The sequence below is a fragment of the Kitasatospora sp. NPDC056651 genome, assembly GCF_042792155.1.
In the GTDB taxonomy this organism is placed as follows: Bacteria; Actinomycetota; Actinomycetes; order Streptomycetales; family Streptomycetaceae; genus Kitasatospora.
This window is the reverse complement of record NZ_JBHTWX010000015.1, coordinates 63,932-82,472: the sequence shown is the minus strand read 5'-3', so window position 1 is coordinate 82,472 and position 18,541 is coordinate 63,932. Positions and strand designations below refer to the sequence as shown.

The following is an 18,541-nucleotide window of genomic DNA, read 5'->3' as shown; positions in this document are numbered from 1 at the left end:
GAGCGGGTCCCGTCACCCGAACGGTGCAGTGGCCGGCGCCCGCGCCGTCCTACTCCGTTCGGGTGACTACGCGGCACCATCCCGCCGGTCCCGCAGGTCCGACGGTGCGGTACCGTCGCCGACATCTCTCGAATGGCGGACGAATTCGTGGATTCCCGCTCACATACCGTCAGGATGGGAGACGCAACGTTCACCTCGATCCGCCGGGGGATCCCCTCATGCAGCCGCGAGTCTTCGCGATTCTCACCGCCCTGCTCCTGGGCGTCCTGGGCCTGGGATCGGTGGCCGTCACCGACTGGTCGCCCGCGGCGGCCACCGCGCCCCGGGCTGCGGGAGCCCCCGCCGTCGGCGCCCAGCCGGCCGCGGCCGGCGCCGCGGGTGCCACCCCGACCGGCGACCCGGCGGTGTGGACCCGCTCCACGCTGCGCAACAAGATGATGGCCGAGATGGACGCCACCGACCCCGGCGTCGCCCTGGCCGACCTGGACAAGATCACCAAGGAGAAGCCGTACACCGTGCGCTTCTGCCATCCGATCGCGCACGAGCTCGGCCACGCGGCGGTCAAGCGCTTCAACGCCGACTTCCAGAAGGTCATCTCCTACCCGCACGAGACCTGCGCGGCCGGCTACCTGCACGGCGCGGTCGAGGAGATGCTCAACGCCTCCACCCAGCCCGAGACGGACCTGCTCAAGCTCTGCGCTCCCAAGAACAGCGGCCCCTGCATCCACGGCGTCGGCCACGGCACCATGTTCGTGGCCAAGCAGGACGTCGCCAAGGCGCGCGACCTGTGCAACAAGTTCCCCAGCGACCAGAACAGGATCCGCTGCTCCGAGGGCCTGTTCATGCAGCTCTTCGGCCCGGACGAGGAGGACGAGCAGGCCAAGGCGAACCTGCCCGCCGACAAGCTCGCCCAGGACCCGCTCTACCCGTGCAAGGACCAGCCGTCGCTGTTCCAGTCCGCCTGCTTCTTCTACGCCCCGACCTTCTACCTGTCCTCGCACGACTACCCGAACCACCCCGAGGTCTACGCCGAGGCCCTCAAGTGGTGCCTCAACGGCAAGGCCAGCGGCGGGTCGGTGGACTGCAGCCGCGGTGTCGGCTCGCGCACCATGAAGTACAACCTGGACCGCGAGGACTGGGCGTCCCAGCAGTGCGCCACCGCCGCCGACGGCTGGCAGCGCAAGGCCTGCGCCGAGGGCCTGGTCAGCTACTACACCGTCAACTACACCGACGGCGGCGCGTCCGGCCGGCTCTGCGCCAAGATCACCGACAAGGAGATGCAGGGCTACTGCCGCTCGGCGAGCGGGCTGTCCAGCTCGCTCGACTGACGCCCCGGCATCCCGGACCGGCCCCCGGGCCCCCGGACCACCCCCAGGTCCCCAGGTCCCCAGGTCCCCCGGTCTCGGCACGAGGGCCCGCGCCGCACGGCGCGGGCCCTTCTGCATACGATCACCTCTCCGTAAGATCACCGGACCACGGTGCGCCGAGGACGCCGCGCCCGCCTCCCCCGGCCTCCCTGGAGCACGCCATGACCACCGAGGACTTCCGCGCCGCCGCCCACGCCACCGCCGACCTGGTCTCCGACTACCTCGCCGAACTGCCCGGGCGCCCGGTCTGGCAGCCCATGGACGACACCGCCCGCCAGGGCCTGCTGGACGCCCCGCTGCCCGCCGAGGGCCGCCCGCTCGACGAGCTGATCGGCGCCATCGGGCGCGACGTCCTGCCGTACCCGATGGGCAACGGCAACCCGCGCTTCTTCGGCTGGGTGAACTCCGCCCCCGCCCCCGCCGGGGTGCTCGCCACCCTCGCCGCCTCGGCGATGAACCCCAGCTCGGCGGGCGGCGACCACGCCGACGTCCACCTGGAACGCGCCGTGGTCCGCTGGATAGCCGAGCTGGTCGGCTTCCCGCACCCGGCCGGCGGCGGCCTGCTCACCTCCGGCACCTCGATGGCGACCATCGTCTGCCTGGCCGCCGCCCGCGACCGCGCCGCCCGCCGGGCCGGCCGGGACGTCCGCGAGGACGGGCTCGCGGGCCTGCCGCCACTGGTCGGCTACGTCACCGGCGAGACCCACTCCTGCGTCCGCAAGGCCGCCGAACTCCTCGGCCTCGGCAGCAGGCACCTGCGCACCGTCGCCACCGGCCCCGACGGCAGGCTGGACACCGCCGAGCTGCGGGCGGCCGTCGAGCGCGACCGCGCGGCCGGCCTGCTGCCCTTCCTGGTGGTCGCCTCGGCCGGCACCGTCGGCGCCGGCGCGGTGGACGAGTTCGGCCCGATCGCCGACCTGTGCGAGGAGCAGCGCCTGTGGCTGCACGTGGACGGCGCGTACGGCGCCTTCGGCCGGCTCGACCCGGCCATCGCCCACCGCTACGCCGGCCTGGAGCGCGCCGACTCGCTCGCCCTCGACCCGCACAAGTGGCTCGGCGTCCCGGTCGACTGCGGCTGCGCGCTGGTCCGCGACGCCGAGGAGCTGCGCGGCACCTTCAGCCTCGTCCCGTCCTACCTGCGCGACGAGGCGGCGGGCGCGCTCGGCTGGTTCTCCGAGTACGGCACCGAGCAGACCCGACCCTTCCGCGCCCTCAAGGTCTGGGCCACCATCGCCCACAAGGGCCGCACCGGCCTCGCCCGGGACATCGCCCGGTGCACCGCGCTGGCCCGCCGCCTCGGTGAACTCGTCGAGGCGGACGAGGAGTTGGAGCTGCTCGCGGAGGTGCAGACCTCGATCGTGGCGTTCCGCCACCGCGCCCCCGGCCTGGACGGCGCCGGCCTCGACGCCCTCAACCGCGAACTGCCCGTCGCCGTCCAGCGGCGCGGCCGGGTGTTCGTCACCGGCGCCCGCCTCGGCACGACGGAGATGCTCCGCGCCTGCCTGCTCAACGCCGCCACGACGGAGGACGACCTGCGCCTGCTGCTCGCCGAGGTCAGGGCGGCGGCGCGCGAGCTGCTCGGGTAGCGGGGTCGGGCCGGCGGGCACCGGTCCGACCGGCCGTCAGTCCTTCGCCTCGACCTCGACCGCCCCGCGGACCTCCAGCGCACGGATGGTATGTCAACGCACCGAGCTCACGCACCGGTGTTCCGGCGGGCTGCGGTCAGCCCTGGTCCGCGGGCCGGATGACACAGGCCTTGTTCGCGAGCATCGCGCCGAAGCCGCCGAACAGGGTGCCGACCACCGCCCGGCAGGTGGCGGCCTCCTCGGGCGTCTTGGGGCCGCTGTCCTGGGAAGCGGCGGCCGGCTGGGCGAGGGCGAGCGGCAGGGCCAGCAGCAGGGCGCAACAGGCCGTGGCCAGGGCCCTGGTCCTCACGGGCGAAGCCTTCACGGGCATGGTCTTCACGGACACGGTCTTCACGGACACGGGGGAGCCCCTTCGGAGGAGACGGGTTCGGCGGAAAGCCGAGCCATCCCTATCCGAAGGGGCTCCCCCGCTCACGGACCATGGGCCGTCCGTGAGCGTGTCCTATCGGGGCGCGGTCACCACGTCGGTCGCCCCACCGCCCGGATCGCGGCGGCCAGCTCGGCCACCCCTCGCTCCCGCAGCACCCCGTAGTGATCGCCCTCCAGCTCGACCACGGTGGGCGCCTCGGCCGAGTAGCCGCTGCTGCCCTCGATGAAGGAGTAGTCGTCGCCGGCGGCCTTGAAGACGGTCACCGGGGCGTCCAGCCGTCGTTCGACGAGTTCGCGGAAGCTGTACTCGAACTCGTAGGTCCCGCCGACGATCCGGGCGATCCGCCGGATCACCGCCTCGTCCAGCTCCGGCAGCATCCGGTGCACGGAGGCGACGAAGGTCGGCTCGTCCACCGTCTCGGCCAGGCAGCGCTCCAGTCCGGGCCCGCTGGTCGTGCCGGCGAACACCGAGAACAGGATGGCCAGGTACCCGGGATTCGCGTACGAGGACTCCCGGCCGTAGTGCCGCCCGTCGGCCCGGCGGACCTCCGGGTTGCCGGGGCAGATCAGCAGCAGCTCCGCGACCCGCTGCCCCGCCTGCTCCAGCTGCCAGGCCGCCTCGAAGGCCACCCGGGCGCCGAACGAGTAGCCCCACAGCGTGTACGGCCCCTCGGGCTGCACCCGCCGCAGTTCGGCGAGGTCGGCGGCGGCCGTCTCCCGGATCGTGGCGTACGGCGTCTCGCCCTCGTTGATGCCGTGCGCCTGGACGCCGTAGAAGGCCCGCCCGTCGCTCGCCTCCGCGGCGAGCGGGCGCAGGTTCATCGGGTAACCGCCCAGGCCCGGCCAGCAGAACACCGGCCGGCCGCGCTCCCCCGTCCTCAGCGGGACCAGCCGGGAGGCCGGCCGCCCGCCCGCGCCGGAGATCCGCGCCGCCAGGTCTCCCAGCCGGGGGCACTCGAACACCACCTGGAGCGGTAGCGCCGTCCCGAACTCCCGGTTGATCCGGTGGACCAGGGCGACGGCGATCAGCGAGTTCCCGCCGACGGCGAAGAACTCGTCCGTCACCGACACGTCCTGGTACTTCAGCGCCTGCCCCCAGGCCTCGGCCAGCCACCGTTCGTGCTCGGTGCCCGGGGCCACGAACTCGCCGCGCGCGTCGGCCGTGCGGACGGCCTCGGAGGCGGCCAGTGCCCTGAGGTCCACCTTGCCGTTCGCGGTGAGCGGCAGGGCGTCCAGCACCAGCACCCGGTTGGGCAGCATGTAGTCGGGCAGCAGCCTGGCCAGTTCGTCCTTGATGAGCTCGGCCGGGCCCTTCATGTGGACGGTGTCCTCGCGCATGCCCTCGCTGCGGATCTGCTCCTCGCCGACCTTGCCGCCGAGGAAGAAGTACGACGGACCCGGGATGATGCCGTGGCCGGCCAGGATCTCGTCGATGCGGCGCGAAGCGGGCAGCGGGTGGCCGGACTTGGAGCTGTAGCCGGAGGACATCAGGCCCAGGGACAGGCCGTTGCGCTGGAGGCGGTGCAGCACCGCGCCGAGCACGATGTACTCCAGCCACTCCTCCTCCGCGCGGCTGACGGCGGTGATGCCGAACGAGGCCCGGGCGTAGACGGCCTGGTTGATCGCGATCACGTGCCGGGACTCCACCACCTCGTCCGCGACGTGCGTCAACTCGCCGTCGGCGTACCGGTAGAGGCCGCCCGGCAGGCCGTCCACCCGGTCGCCGTGGGCCTGGACGTACAGCTCGGCGCACTCGGGCCGCGCCGCGCCGCCGGCCCGGACGACCTCGAAGGCGCCCAGGTAGTGGTCCTCCTCGGCGACGTCCAGCCGCGCCTTGGCCTCCGGGTCGAGGCCGAGCGGGCGCACGTCCAGCCCGTACTCGGGCAGCACCTCCTCCAGGACGCCCAGCATGTGGCCGGTCTCGAACTCCAGCACCTCCCGGATGTTGTTCTTGTAGACGGGCTCGATGGCACCGTGCCGGCCGGAGAAGTGCAGCGTCAGGCGGGCCTGCGCCCGGGGCTCGGCGGGCCCGATCCGGACCAGGGCGTGCTCGACCGGGTGGTAGTAGTACAGCCCGGCCGCGAGCCCGTCCAGGCCGCCGGTCTCCAGGTACAGCTGGGTCGCGTACAGGGCGCCGGGCGAGGCGTAGGAGTACTTGGGCAGCAGCCGCTCCTCGCTGTGGAACTGGCCGAACCACCGTAGGACGCGGCCGAGTTCGGGGAAGCTCAACAGCTCCGGAGCCCGGCCGAAGGCGGCGGCCGGGCGCGGGGCGAGCAGCGCGGTGAGGTCGTCCCGGGTGACGGCGCCGCCGTCGTAGAAGCGGTACGTCTTGCGGGCGAAGACCTCCCGGCGCTGGACCTCGGTCTCCTTCCGGCCGGGCAACGCGACCCGCTCGCGGCCTTCCAGCCCGGCCCGGTCGCGCAGGCCCGGGTCGGCCAGCTGGGCCTTGACCTGGAGCTTGCTGGCCTTGGACCGGTGGTGTCCGCCGTGGCTGCCCTGGTCCATCAGGGCGGCTTCGCGGGGGTCGAGTTCGACGCAGGCGACCAGGTTCCGGTGCCCGGTGCGGTCGTCGCCGGTGACGACGGCGGCCGAGCGGCGCACCCAGGCGTGCTCCTCGATCGCGCGGGCGATCTCGTCCAGCTCGACCCGGTACCCGCGCAGCTTGACCTGGTTGTCCACCCGGCCGGCGAACTGGAGGGTGCCGTCCGGGTTCCACCGCACCAGGTCACCGGTGCGGTAGAGCCGCTCGTCGGCGGCGAAGGGGGAGGGGACGAACCGCTCCGCGGTCAGCTCCGGCCGGTTCAGGTAGCCGCGGGCCAGCTGGACGCCACCGAGGTACAGCTCGCCGACGCCGTCGGCGGCGACCGGCACCAGGTCGTCGTCCAGCACGTAGCACCGGGTGTCGGCCACCGGCCGGCCGATCGGCACCGAACCCGCGCCGTCGCCCGGTTCGGCCGGGTCGACCAGGTGCCAGGTGGCGTTGATGGTGCACTCGGTCGGGCCGTACAGGTTGACCAGCGCGGCCCCCGGCAGGGCCCGGCCCAGGTCGCGGGCGAGCCGCCGGGAGAGCGCCTCGCCGCCGGAGAACACCTTGGTCAGGCCGGTGCAGTCGGCGAAGCCCTCGGTGTCGAGCAGCGCCCGCAGCAGGGTGGGCACGCACTGGAGCGCGGTCACCCCCTGCTCCCGCACGGCGGCGACCAGCGTCTGCGGGTCGCGGTAGAGGCCGGGCGTGCCAGCCACCACCCGGGCGCCGACGGCCGGGGCGAGGATCTCCCACTGCGCGGCGTCGAAGCTCATCGGGGTCTTCTGGAGCACCGTGACCTCGGGGCCGAGGTGCCCGGCGGAGTGCATCCAGCGCAGCTGGGAGACCACCGAACGGTGCTCGATCATCACGCCCTTGGGACGGCCGGTGCTGCCCGAGGTGTAGATCACATAGGCCAGCGACTCCGGCGCGAGGGCCCCCTCCTCCCTGGCGAGGGCCCCCTCCTCCCTCGGGTCCGGCACCGGCGGAACGTCCTCGAAGGTGACGACCGCGGTGCCGGCCGGAACCAGCGCGGCCAGCCGTTCGCGCAGGTGCGCCTGGGTGAGCACGATCCGGGTGCCGCTGTCCTCGGCCATGTAGCGGAGCCGGTCCTCGGGGTACTCGGGCGCCAGCGGCAGGTAGCCGGCCCCGGCGTACAGGACGCCCCAGGCGCCGGCGACCAGTTCGACGGACGGCTCGACGTACAGGCCGACGCGGCCGTCCGGGCCGGCGCCCAGGCGGCGCAGCCGCGCGGCCAGCCGGCGGGCGGTCCCGGCCAGCTGCCGGAAGGTGAGGCCGCCACCCGCGCCGAGGACGGCCGGCGCGCCGGGCCGGGTGCGCGCCTGCCGGTCGAGCAGACCGGGAAGCACGGTGCCGACCGGGGCGTGGCGGGCGTGCGGGACGGCGGGGGCGGCCGAGTCGGTGGTGGGGACGGACGGGGTGTTGCGCATGGTGGCGGCTTTCGGTGCGTGGACGGACGGGCCCGGCCTCCTGCTCGCCGGGGGCAGCGGGGACAGCGGGGGCGCCATCCACCGTCGGCCGCCCGCCGTCCCGGCCGCCTGAGGCACCGGTCCGGACCTGCGCCGCCGCCGTCCCGGTCCGCGGGCCGCCCTGTCCCACCCCCGTCCCACCCCCGTCCCGTCGCGGTCCCACCGCGGTCCCACCCGCGCCCCGGCCGTGCTCCACCCGCACCCCGGCCGCACCCCGGGGCATTCGCGCGTTCACGATCACGTAACCGAACGGAAGCGCACCGTCGGTAGCGTCGGCGCCATGAAGGCATCACGCACCCGCCCCGAACGGCTCTGGCACCGGCCCTTCCGCAGGTCCGACCGCAGGTGCGCGGCGCCCGAGGTGCCGTCCGTCCGTCCGGACGGCACCGGTGGCGGCACCGGCACCGGCGGCGGCCCGTCGCGGATCGTCCGCCCGCACCCGCCCACCGGCCGCGCCTCCGGCCCGGGGCCGGAGGACACGTCCCGGCTCTCACTGCCGGACGGGACGGAACTGCTGCTGCGCCCGGCCGGTCCGGCCGACCGGACGGCGGCCCTGGCGATGCACGGCCGCTGCTCCCCCGCGGCGCTGCGGCTGCGCTACCACGGCCCGGTCGGAGACGCCGGCCGCTACCTGGACCACCTGCTGGACCCCCGGCACGGCCGCAGCCTCGCGGTGACCGCCGCGGACGGGCGGATCGTCGCGCTCGGGCACCTGATGTGGGACGACGGCGAGGCCGAGCTGGCCGTCCTGGTCGAGGACGACTGGCAGCGGCACGGGCTGGGCCTGGCACTGCTGCGGCGGCTGTCGGCGGCGGCCCTGGCCTGCGGCGTCCGCACGGTGTACGCGGTGACGCAGGCCGCCAACACCGGGCTGATCGCCGCGATGCGCCGGCTGGGCGCACCGCTCGACTTCCACGCCGAGGACGGCACCCTGGTGATCACCGCCACGCTGGCCGCCGGGGAGGCGACCGCCTGCGGCCACCGTCCAGGCCGTTGATCCTTTCTTCACCACATCCTCACTCGGACGGCTCGGGAACCCGGCGACCCCGGTGGGCGTCCTGAAGTGACGAGAGGTCCCTCCGTACACCGCCCGCCTCGACGGGCCGTCAGCAGCACCCGCGAACGCGTCGCAGCAGGCGGCGCGGGGTCCGGATCGTCCGGACGGGCGACGGAGTCGGTAGGCTGATCCCCGTCCCCGCCGCCCGACGGCCCGTTATCCGGCCACGGGTGGTGCCGCAGCAAGGAGGAACCACTGAGCATGGCAGGCACCGAATCGGAGCCCACAGGCGCACGCGACGCCTCGCTGCCGGCCCGCGCCAAGATCGCGGTCACCGCCGGCCGGGTCGCCGCCGCCGTGTCGCGCAAGGCCGGACGCGGGAGCGGCTCGGTGATCGGCGGCAAGGTCGCCCTCAGGCTCGACCCCGACCTGCTCGCCACCCTCGCCGACCACCTCGACGTCGTCCTGGTCAGCGCGACCAACGGCAAGACCACCACCACCCGCCTGATCGCCGAGGCGCTGCGCGCCGCCGGCCCGGTGGTCTCCAACGCCCTGGGCGCCAACATGCCCGCCGGCATCACCTCCGCCCTGGCCGGCGGCACGGACGCCCGCTTCGGCGTGATCGAGGTCGACGAGAAGTACCTGGCGACGGTCGCCCGCGACACCCGCCCCAAGGCGATCGCCCTGCTCAACCTCTCCCGCGACCAGCTCGACCGCGCGGCCGAGACCCGGATGATGGCCGAGAAGTGGCGTGAGGGCCTGCAGAACACCGAGGCCGTGGTCATCGCCAACGCCGACGACCCGCTGGTGACCTGGGCCGCCTCCTCCTGCAAAAAGGTGGTCTGGGTGGCCGCCGGACAGGCCTGGAAGGAGGACGCCTGGTCCTGCCCCGCCTGCGGCGGTGTGATGCAGCGCCCCGGCGACGACTGGTTCTGCCAGGACTGCGGCTTCCGTCGGCCCAACCCGCACTGGGCGCTCCAGGGCACCCACGTGATCGACCCGCAGCGCGGCGCCTGGCCGATCCAGCTCCAGCTGCCCGGCCGGGCCAACCTGGCCAACGCCACCAGCTCGGCCGCCGTCGCCGCCGTGTTCGGCGTCCCCCCGCAGGTCGCCCTGGAGCGGATGCGCTCGGTCGCCGCCGTGGCCGGCCGCTACGACGTGGTCCAGTACCAGGGCCGCGACATCCGCCTGCTGCTGGCCAAGAACCCGGCCGGCTGGCTGGAGACCTTCTCGCTGATCGACGGCCCGCCCGCCCCGGTGATCCTCTCCGTCAACGCCCTCGACGCCGACGGCACCGACACCTCCTGGCTGTGGGACGTCGACTACGAGCGCCTCGCCGGGCACCCGGTCTTCGTGATGGGCCAGCGCAAGCTGGACCTGGCCGTCCGCCTGGAGGTCGCCGGGCTCCAGTTCCACGTGGTGGACACCCTGGAGCAGGCCGTCCGGATGGCCCCGCCCGGCCGGATCGAGGCCATCGCCAACTACACCGCCTTCCAGCAGCTGCGGAAGGTCGTGGCCGGCTGATGCCGCGCCCGCACACCAGTCGTTACGTGACGGAAGGCCTTCGAGGATGAGTGAGAGCAGCCTGCGCGTGGTCTGGGTCTACCCGGACCTGCTCAGCACCTACGGCGACCGGGGCAACGCCCTGGTCGTGGAGCGCCGGGCCCGCCAGCGCCACCTCAACGTGACCCGGATCGACGTCCGCTCCGACCAGGCGATCCCCACCAGCGGTGACATCTACCTGATCGGCGGCGGCGAGGACCGCCCGCAGCGCCTGGCCGCCGAGCGGCTGCGCGCCGACAGCGGGCTGGTGCGCGCCGCCGAGAACGGCGCGATCATCTTCGGCGTCTGCGCCGGCTTCCAGATCATGGGCCACGAGTTCATCAACGACCTCGGCGAGCGCGAGCCGGGCCTGGGCCTGCTCGACGTCTGGACCGCCCGCGGCGAGGGCGAGCGGTGCGTCGGCGACGTGCTCGCCGACGTCGACCCCCGGCTGGGCCTGCCGCAGCTGACCGGCTTCGAGAACCACCAGGGCGTCACCCACCTCGGCCAGGGCGTTCAGCCGTTCGCCACGGTCAGCGTCGGCCGCGGCAACGGTACCGGTGACGGCACCGAGGGCGCCTGGCGGGACACCGTCTTCGGCACCTACCTGCACGGCCCGGTGCTGGCGCGCAACCCCGCGGTGGCGGACATGCTGCTGAAGCTGGCGCTGGACGTCAGCGCCCTGCCGCCGGCCGACACCACCTGGTACGACGCGCTGCGCGCCGAGCGCATCGCGGCCACGACGCGTCCCCAGTAGTACGCCGGTCCGTCCCGGCCGGGTGCCCGCCATGCGGTCACCCGGTCCGCGGGCGGGCCCGGACGTACCACAATGGGGCTGCCTACTGCACACCCTCCTCGGCAGCAGGCCGCACTTCCGCGCGGGGGCGCCGACGGCGCCGCTCCCGCGTCGGCTCCTGCCCGGCCGGACCAGGGGCCGTATGCTCGACTTCACGGCCGTTTCCGGGCGTTCCGTCCGGACCCGGCCGGTCCTTCACCCCACGGCCACCTCCCCGCCACCGCGGTGTGGAGGCGCCGCGTTACGGTGACGGCTCGTCGTCCCAGCCTGTAGTCCGGCCGTTCCTCGGTTCTGCTCGGGAGTTGCAAAGCTAATGCGTATCGGAGTGCTGACCAGCGGCGGTGACTGCCCCGGACTGAACGCGGTGATCCGCTCCGTGGTCCACCGGGGGGTGGTCGACCACGGCGACGAGATCATCGGGTTCGAGGACGGGTGGCGCGGGTTCCTGGAGGGCCACCACCGCCCCCTGACCCTGGACTCGGTGAGCGGAATCCTGGCCCAGGGCGGCACCATCCTCGGTTCCTCCCGGGTCCAGCCCAGCCACCTGCGGGACGGCGTCGAACGGGCCAAGAAGTACTGCTCCGACCTCGGTCTGGACGCGGTCATCCCGATCGGCGGCGAGGGCACGCTCAAGGCCGCCAAGCTGATGAGCGACGCGGGCCTGCCGATCGTCGGCGTGCCGAAGACCATCGACAACGACATCGCCGCCACCGACGTGACCTTCGGCTTCGACACCGCGGTCTCGGTCGCCACCGAGGCGCTGGACCGGCTGAAGACCACCGCCGAGTCCCACCAGCGGGTCATGGTCGTCGAGGTCATGGGCCGGCACACCGGCTGGATCGCGCTGAACGCGGGCATGGCGGCCGGCGCGCACGCCATCGTCGTCCCGGAACGGCCGTTCCACATCGACAAGCTCACCGAGGTCGTCCGGGAGCGCTTCGACCGCCAGAAGAAGTTCGCCATCGTGGTCTGCGCCGAGGGCGCCAAGCCCGAGCCCGGCACCATGCACTGGGAAGAGGGCACCAAGGACATCTACGGCCACGAGCGCTTCACCGGCATCGCCACCCAGCTCTCCCGCGAACTGGAGCACCGCCTCGGCAAGGAGGCCCGCCCGGTGATCCTCGGCCACACCCAGCGCGGCGGCACCCCGACCGCCTACGACCGGGTGCTCGCCACCCGCTTCGGCTGGCACGCCGTCGAGGCCGTCCACAAGGGCGCCTTCGGCCACATCACCGCTCTCCAGGGCACCGACATCAACCTGGTACCGCTGGCGGAGGCGGTCGCCGAGCTGAAGACCGTCCCGCAGGAGCGCTACCTGGAGGCCGAGACGGTCATCTGACCGCCGCCCGCCCTCCCGGAGGCCCCCGGACCCGCCCCGCGCGGTCCGGGGGCCTCCGTACGTCCGGTTGGCGCCGTACGTCCGATCGGCGCCGTACGTCCGGTGGCCGTCGCGCCGCACCGCCCGCTAGCGTGGCCGCAGAAGCCGACTGGAGGGACCGGGCATGGAGATCCTCGCGTACGAGGTGCAGACCGACGAGCGACCACTTCTCGAACAGGCCTTCGCCGGCCGCCACGAGCTGCGCTGCCTGGACATGACCCTCAACCGCGACACCGCCCCGCTGGCCGCCGGCTACCCGGTCGTCAGCAGCAGCGTCAACGCCGTCCTGGACGCCGGGACCCTCGCGGTGCTGGCGGCCGGCGGCACCAAGCTGATCACCCAGCGCTCCACCGGCTTCAACAACATCGACCTCGACGCCGCCGCCAAAGTCGGCCTCACCATCGCCCGGGTCTCCCACTACAGCCCGTACGCCGTCGCCGAGCACGCGTGGACCCTGGCGCTGGCCGTCAACCGCCACCTCACCCGCGCCGCCAACCGCACCCGCGAGTTCGACTTCCGCCTCGACGGCCTCCTCGGCCGGGACATCCACGGCATGACCGTCGGCGTGATCGGCACCGGCAAGATCGGCGAGTGCTTCGCCCGGATCGCGGCCGGCTTCGGCACCGAACTGCTCGGCTGGGACATCGCGCGGAACCCCGCCTGCGTGGAACTCGGCATGCACTACACCGAGCTGCCCGAACTGCTCTCCCGCGCCGACCTGATCAGTCTCCACGTGCCCCTGCTGCCCGCCACCCACCACCTGATCGACGGCGCCGCCCTCGCCCGGATGAAGGACGACGCGATCCTGATCAACTCCAGCCGCGGCGGCCTGGTCGACAGCCTCGCCCTCGTCGAGACGCTGCGCGCCGGACGGCTGTCCGGCGTCGGCCTCGACGTCTACGAGGAGGAGACCGGCGTCTTCTTCACCGACCAATCCATCCAGGGCATCACCGACGACACCCTCGCCCGCCTCGTCACCTTCCCCCGGGTGCTGGTCACCGGTCACCAGGCGTACTTCACCCACACGGCCGTAGGCCAGATCATCGACGCCACCACCCGCAACATCGACGACTTCGCGGCCGGACGGCGCAGCGAGAACACCCTCGTCCCGGCTCCCGCCCGGGACTAGCCAGGACCTAGCCCAGCACCTCGCGGTACCAGGCGGCCGCCTGCGGGAGGCGGGCCAGCGGGCCGGGGCCGGGCGGGCAGGCGGCGAGCCGCCAGATCCGGTCGCTGCGGTACCAGTGGTCGCGGGCGATCAGGCCGAACTGGCGCTCGGACACCCGGCCGGGCGCGGCGGCCAGCAGCCGGCGGCACTCCTCCCAGGGGACGGCCGGGCCGCCGGGAGCGGGCAGCAGGCCGAGGGCGTCCAGGGCGGCCAGCAGGTCGCCGCCGCGGACCGGCTCGGGGTGCGAGGCGTGATGGACGCCCGGCGGTGCGGCGTGCTCGTCCAGGGCCAGCGCGGTGACCAGCCGGGCCAGGTCGGCGCGGTCCACCATCGAGAGCCGGGTGTCGCCGCCCTCCCAGCGGACCGGCACCCGGCGGACCAGCTCGGCCAGCGCGGGCACCACCCAGCGGTCACCCGTCCCGGTGACCAGCCCGGGGCGCAGCACGTACCCGCCGGCCGCCAGCGCGTGGGCCTCGCCGAGCAGCCGGGTCCGGCTGGCCTCGGACACCGGGGCGGGCGGCACCTCGTCGACCTCGATGCCCGCGTGCGGGCCCTCCCCGTAGACGGCGGCCGTGGAGAGGTGGACGATCCGCGTCACCCCGGCCCGGGTGGCGGCCGCCATCAGCGCGGCGGTGCCCCGGTCGTTCACCGCCTCGCACTCCTCGGCGCCGCCGTCGACCCGGGAGGCCAGGTGCACCAGCACCCGGGCGCCCGTGCAGAGCGCCGTGAGCGCCGCCGGGTCGGCGAGGTCGCCCGGCACCCAGTCGGTGCCCGGGCCGGCGGTCCGCGGCGGCTTGCGGGCCAGCGCCCGCACCCGGACGCCGCGGGCCGCGAGGGCTCCCAGCACGGCGGAGCCGATGAAGCCGGTCGCCCCGGTCAGCGCGACCGTGGGGTGCGCCGCGGGTTCCTGTTCCGTCGCCATCTCCGAGCCTCCCTGCCGACCGGCCGGTCAGTCTAGCGAGGCGGCGCCGCGGTGGGGAGCCACCCGTACGGAGGGGGTGGGGGGACGGGCCCAGGTAAGGCCCGCCTAGGCTGTAGGGCAAAGCAAAAAGGGGCGAACCGGACCCCACCGGGGACCACGAGGACGGAAAGCAGGACCCGCCGATGGGCGACGGAATGTCAGGAATGCACCACCACGGCGGGATGACCCAGCTAGGCCCGTTCACCTTGTCCAATGTCTGGACCTGGTCGCCGGACTGGGTGTTCCTGCTCGGCGGGCTGGTCATCCTGGGGCTGTACGCGGCGGGCGTGGTCCGGCTGTACCGACGCGGCGACCGCTGGCCGGTCGGCCGGATGGTCGGCTGGGCGGCCGGTGTCGCCAGCCTCCTGCTGGTCACCTGCAGCGGGCTGAACGACTACGGCATGGTGCTGTTCAGCGCGCACATGATCCAGCACATGGTGCTCTCCATGCTGACGCCGATCCTGCTGCTGCTCGGCGCCCCGATCACGCTGGCGCTGCGGGCGCTGCGCCCGGCCGGCAAGGGCCGGCCGCGCGGCCCCCGCGAGCTGCTGGTGGCGCTGCTGCACAGCCGGTACGTGCGGATCATCTCGCACCCGGCGTTCACCATCCCGATGTTCATCGCGAGCCTGTACGGGGTCTACTTCACCCCGCTGTTCGACTTCCTGATGCAGTACCGCGTCGGGCACATCTTCATGATGGTGCACTTCCTGCTCACCGGTCTGGCCTTCTTCTGGCCGATCATGGGCGTGGACCCGGGCCCGCACCGGCCGGGCCACGTGATGCGGATCATCGAGCTGTTCATGGGGATGCCGTTCCACGCCTTCTTCGGCGTGGCCGTGATGATGGCCGCCCACCCGCTGGTCACCACCTTCACCGTGGAGGGCTCGCCGCCCGGGACGGACCTACTGGAGGACCAGAAGCTGGCCGGCGGCATCACCTGGGCGTTCGGTGAGATCCCGACCGCGATCGTGCTGATCGCGCTGGTCTACCAGTGGATGGGCTCGGAGCAGCGGCACGCCCGCCGCCGCGACCGCTCCGAGGAGCGCACCGGTGACGCCGAGCTGGCGGCGTACAACGCCTACCTGGCCTCGCTGCACAAGCGCGACCAGCGCCCGGGTGCGGGGGCGGGGGCGGTCCCGGCCGCCGGGGCCGCACCGGCCGCCGACGCCGTCGGCTGAGCGGCCCGCCGCCCGACACGGAACCCCCGTTCCCGGAAGCCCCTCCGGAACGGGGGTTCCGTCGTTCCGGGTGTCGGAAGCGCGGCTCCGCGTGCGAGAACGGTCGCTCCCCGAGACGAGAACCGCCGTTCCCCGCGCGGGAACGGTCGTTCCGGGCGCTCCGGAACGGTGGTTCCGCCGGATGCGTTCGAACAGACATGCACGTCCTGCTGACCGCCGCCGTCCTGATCTGCGGGTTCGTCCTGCTCTGGCTGCTCGGCTTCCTCGGCCTGGCGCTGTACCAGTGCCGTCGGCGCGCCCCCGCCGGTTCCGACTACCTGGTCGTCCTGGGCGCCGCGCTGGACGGCTGCGAGCCCGCGGCCCCGCTGGCGGCCCGGCTGGACGCCGCGCTGGACCGTCTCGCCGCCGAGGAGGCGGCCGGACATGCCCCGCTGGTCCTGGTGACCGGGGGGAAGGGGCCGCACGAGCAGTGCACGGAGGCCACCGCGATGGCCCGCTACCTGACCGCCCGGGGCGTCCCCGCCGGGCGGATCCGGTGCGAGGAGCGGGCTGTGAACACCGCCGAGAACCTGCGGTTCAGCGCCGCCCTGATGGCCGCCGAGCGCCCCGGCTACCGCTGCACGGTGGTCACCAACGGCTTCCACACCGTCCGCTCCGCCCTCGCCGCCCGCCGGGCCGGCGCCCCGGCCGCGGTGCTCGGCGCGGACGGCCCGCTGGCGCACGGCCCGTACCTCCTGCTGCGCGAGGCCGTCGGCACCGCCCTCGCCCTGCTGGGACGCGCCTGAAACCGGGGCCCGACGGCCCGCGCACCATGCTTTCCGGCAGCCGGACGGCCCCGGGTCCGCATCGGACCCGGGGCCGTCCGTCAGCTCAACTCGGCCGGATTCAGCCGAGGTTGGCGAGCGCCTCGTTGAAGGTCTTCGACGGGCGCATCACGGCCGTGGCCTTGGCCGGGTCGGGCTGGTAGTAGCCACCGAGGTCGACCGGCGCACCCTGGACGGCGACCAGCTCCTCGACGATGGTCGACTCCTGCTCGGTCAGCGCCGCGGCCAGGCCGGCGAAGGCCTGGGCCAGCTCGGCGTCGGCGGTCTGCCCGGCCAGCTCCTGGGCCCAGTACATGGCCAGGTAGAAGTGGCTGCCGCGGTTGTCGATGCCACCCAGGCGGCGGCTCGGCGACTTGTCCTCGTTGAGGAAGGTGCCGGTGGCGCGGTCCAGGGTGTCGGCCAGCACCTTGGCGCGGGCGTTGTCGGTGCTGGTGGCCAGGTGCTCGAAGCTGGCGGCCAGCGCGAAGAACTCGCCCAGGCTGTCCCAGCGCAGGTAGTTCTCCTTGACCAGCTGCTGGACGTGCTTCGGGGCGGAGCCGCCGGCACCGGTCTCGAACAGGCCGCCGCCCGCCATCAGCGGGACGACCGACAGCATCTTGGCGCTGGTGCCCAGCTCCAGGATCGGGAACAGGTCGGTCAGGTAGTCACGCAGCACGTTGCCGGTCACCGAGATGGTGTCCTCGCCGCGGCGGATGCGCTCCAGCGAGAACGTGGTGGCCTCGACCGGGGACTTGATCTCGATCTGCAGGCCCTCGGTGTCGTGCTCCGGCAGGTACTGCTTGACCTTCTCGATCAGCACCGCGTCGTGGGCACGGGTCTCGTCCAGCCAGAACACCGCCGGGACGCCGGTGGCGCGGGCGCGGGTGACGGCCAGCTTGACCCAGTCCTGGATCGGCAGGTCCTTGGTCTGGCAGGCGCGGAAGATGTCGCCCGGCTGGACGGCCTGCTCCAGCACCACGTTGCCCTCGGTGTCGACCAGCCGGACGGTGCCCGCGGCGGCGATCTCGAAGGTCTTGTCGTGCGAGCCGTACTCCTCGGCCTTCTGGGCCATCAGACCGACGTTCGGCACCGAGCCGATGGTCGCCGGGTCCAGGGCGCCGTGGGCGCGGCAGTCGTCGATGACGGCCTGGTACACGCCGGAGTAGCTGCTGTCGGGCAGCACGGCGAGGGTGTCGGCCTCCTTGCCGTCCGGGCCCCACATGTGGCCGGAGGTGCGGATCATGGCCGGCATCGAGGCGTCGACGATGACGTCGCTCGGCACGTGCAGGTTGGTGATGCCCTTGTCGGAGTCGACCATGGCCAGGGCCGGGCCCTCGGCCAGCTCGGCCTCGAAGGAGGCCTTGATCTCGGCACCCAGGTGCGGCACGTTGTCGAGGCCGGCCAGGATGCCGCCGAGGCCGTTGTTCGGGTTCAGGCCGGCGGCGACCAGCGCCTCGCCGTACTTGGCGAAGGTCTTCGGGAAGAAGGTGCGGACCACGTGGCCGAAGATGATCGGGTCGGAGACCTTCATCATGGTGGCCTTGAGGTGCACCGAGAACAGCACGCCCTCGGCCTTGGCGCGGGCGACCTGCGCGGCCAGGAACTCGTTCAGGGCGGCGGCGCGCATCACCGAGGCGTCGACGACCTCGCCGGCCAGCACCGCGACCTTCTCGCGCAGCACGGTGGTGGTGCCGTCCTCGCCGAGCAGCTCGATGCGCAGGGCACCGTCGGCGGCGATCACGGCGGACTTCTCGGTGGACCGGAAGTCGTCCTCACTCATGGTGACGACGTTGGTCTTGGAGTCGGCCGTCCAGGCACCCATGCGGTGCGGGTGGGTCTTGGCGTAGTTCTTGACCGACAGCGGGGCGCGGCGGTCCGAGTTGCCCTCGCGCAGGACCGGGTTGACGGCGCTGCCCTTGATCTTGTCGTAGCGGGCGCGGACGTCCTTGTCCTCGTCGGTCTGCGGCTCGTCCGGGTAGTCCGGCAGGGCGTAGCCCTGGGCCTGGAGCTCGGCGATGGCGGCCTTGAGCTGCGGCACCGAGGCCGAGATGTTCGGCAGCTTGATGATGTTGGCGCTCGGGGTCTTGGCCAGCTCGCCCAGCTCGGCCAGGGCGTCGCCGATCCGCTGCGTCTCGGTCAGACGCTCCGGGAAGCTCGCGATGATCCGGCCGGCCAGGGAGATGTCGCGGGTCTCCACCCGCACGCCCGCCGTCGAGGCATACGCCTGGACCACCGGCAGGAACGAGTAGGTCGCCAGGGCCGGAGCCTCGTCGGTGTGCGTATAGATGATGGTCGAGTCAGTCATCGGTACTCCGCTTCACGTCT

The 18,541-nt window shown here is 73.5% G+C and carries 13 protein-coding genes; 9 read left to right on the top strand and 4 right to left on the bottom strand.

Features of this window, described 5'->3' with window-relative positions; translation table 11 throughout:
- Nucleotides 1-218: 218 nt before the first annotated feature.
- Together ACFRAR_RS09150 and ACFRAR_RS09145 are read left to right on the top strand one after the other, a co-directional pair.
- Nucleotides 219-1,328 (top strand): hypothetical protein, encoded by a 1,110-nt coding sequence (locus ACFRAR_RS09150; RefSeq protein ID WP_380696457.1) that lies wholly within the window; start codon nucleotides 219-221, stop codon nucleotides 1,326-1,328.
- A 200-nt stretch (nucleotides 1,329-1,528) separates the two neighbouring features.
- Nucleotides 1,529-2,953: a pyridoxal phosphate-dependent decarboxylase family protein gene (locus tag ACFRAR_RS09145; RefSeq protein WP_380696455.1), complete on the top strand. Its 1,425-nt coding sequence runs from the start codon at nucleotides 1,529-1,531 to the stop codon at nucleotides 2,951-2,953.
- 136 nt (nucleotides 2,954-3,089) lie between these two features.
- On the opposite strand, the gene ACFRAR_RS09140 is transcribed toward ACFRAR_RS09145, so the two are convergent.
- Both ACFRAR_RS09140 and ACFRAR_RS09135 read right to left on the bottom strand, forming a co-directional pair.
- Nucleotides 3,090-3,302 carry a hypothetical protein gene (locus ACFRAR_RS09140; RefSeq protein WP_380696453.1) on the bottom strand — a complete coding sequence of 71 codons (213 nt, stop codon included), beginning with the start codon at nucleotides 3,300-3,302 and terminating at the stop codon, nucleotides 3,090-3,092.
- 167 nt (nucleotides 3,303-3,469) lie between these two features.
- Nucleotides 3,470-7,354 (bottom strand): amino acid adenylation domain-containing protein, encoded by a 3,885-nt coding sequence (locus ACFRAR_RS09135; protein WP_380696451.1) that lies wholly within the window; start codon nucleotides 7,352-7,354, stop codon nucleotides 3,470-3,472.
- Nucleotides 7,355-7,673: 319 nt separating this feature from the next.
- On the opposite strand from ACFRAR_RS09135, the gene ACFRAR_RS09130 reads away from it, so the two are divergent.
- The 5 genes from ACFRAR_RS09130 (at nucleotide 7,674) to ACFRAR_RS09110 (ending at nucleotide 13,235) form a co-directional block, all read left to right on the top strand.
- Nucleotides 7,674-8,390, top strand: a complete 717-nt coding sequence (locus tag ACFRAR_RS09130) for a GNAT family N-acetyltransferase (protein WP_380696449.1) — start codon at nucleotides 7,674-7,676, stop codon at nucleotides 8,388-8,390.
- A 261-nt stretch (nucleotides 8,391-8,651) separates the two neighbouring features.
- Nucleotides 8,652-9,914 (top strand): MurT ligase domain-containing protein, encoded by a 1,263-nt coding sequence (locus ACFRAR_RS09125; RefSeq protein WP_380696447.1) that lies wholly within the window; start codon nucleotides 8,652-8,654, stop codon nucleotides 9,912-9,914.
- 46 nt (nucleotides 9,915-9,960) lie between these two features.
- Nucleotides 9,961-10,689, top strand: a complete 729-nt coding sequence (locus tag ACFRAR_RS09120; RefSeq protein ID WP_380696445.1) for a type 1 glutamine amidotransferase — start codon at nucleotides 9,961-9,963, stop codon at nucleotides 10,687-10,689.
- 352 nt (nucleotides 10,690-11,041) lie between these two features.
- Nucleotides 11,042-12,067 carry a 6-phosphofructokinase gene (locus ACFRAR_RS09115; protein WP_380696443.1) on the top strand — a complete coding sequence of 342 codons (1,026 nt, stop codon included), beginning with the start codon at nucleotides 11,042-11,044 and terminating at the stop codon, nucleotides 12,065-12,067.
- A 163-nt stretch (nucleotides 12,068-12,230) separates the two neighbouring features.
- Nucleotides 12,231-13,235, top strand: coding sequence for a 2-hydroxyacid dehydrogenase (locus ACFRAR_RS09110; RefSeq protein WP_380696441.1), 1,005 nt, complete (start codon nucleotides 12,231-12,233; stop codon nucleotides 13,233-13,235).
- Nucleotides 13,236-13,242: 7 nt separating this feature from the next.
- On the opposite strand, the gene ACFRAR_RS09105 is transcribed toward ACFRAR_RS09110, so the two are convergent.
- The gene (locus tag ACFRAR_RS09105; protein WP_380696439.1) at nucleotides 13,243-14,196 is read right to left on the bottom strand and encodes an NAD-dependent epimerase/dehydratase family protein; all 954 of its coding nucleotides are present in this window, start codon (nucleotides 14,194-14,196) and stop codon (nucleotides 13,243-13,245) included.
- A 203-nt stretch (nucleotides 14,197-14,399) separates the two neighbouring features.
- On the opposite strand from ACFRAR_RS09105, the gene ACFRAR_RS09100 reads away from it, so the two are divergent.
- Nucleotides 14,400-15,413 (top strand): cytochrome c oxidase assembly protein, encoded by a 1,014-nt coding sequence (locus ACFRAR_RS09100; protein WP_380696487.1) that lies wholly within the window; start codon nucleotides 14,400-14,402, stop codon nucleotides 15,411-15,413.
- 197 nt (nucleotides 15,414-15,610) lie between these two features.
- Nucleotides 15,611-16,198: a YdcF family protein gene (locus ACFRAR_RS09095; RefSeq protein WP_380696437.1), complete on the top strand. Its 588-nt coding sequence runs from the start codon at nucleotides 15,611-15,613 to the stop codon at nucleotides 16,196-16,198.
- Between the two features lie 100 nt (nucleotides 16,199-16,298).
- Here the strand turns inward: ACFRAR_RS09095 and ACFRAR_RS09090 are convergent, their stop codons facing one another.
- Nucleotides 16,299-18,521, bottom strand: a complete 2,223-nt coding sequence (locus ACFRAR_RS09090) for an NADP-dependent isocitrate dehydrogenase (RefSeq protein ID WP_380696435.1) — start codon at nucleotides 18,519-18,521, stop codon at nucleotides 16,299-16,301.
- Nucleotides 18,522-18,541: the final 20 nt, after the last annotated feature.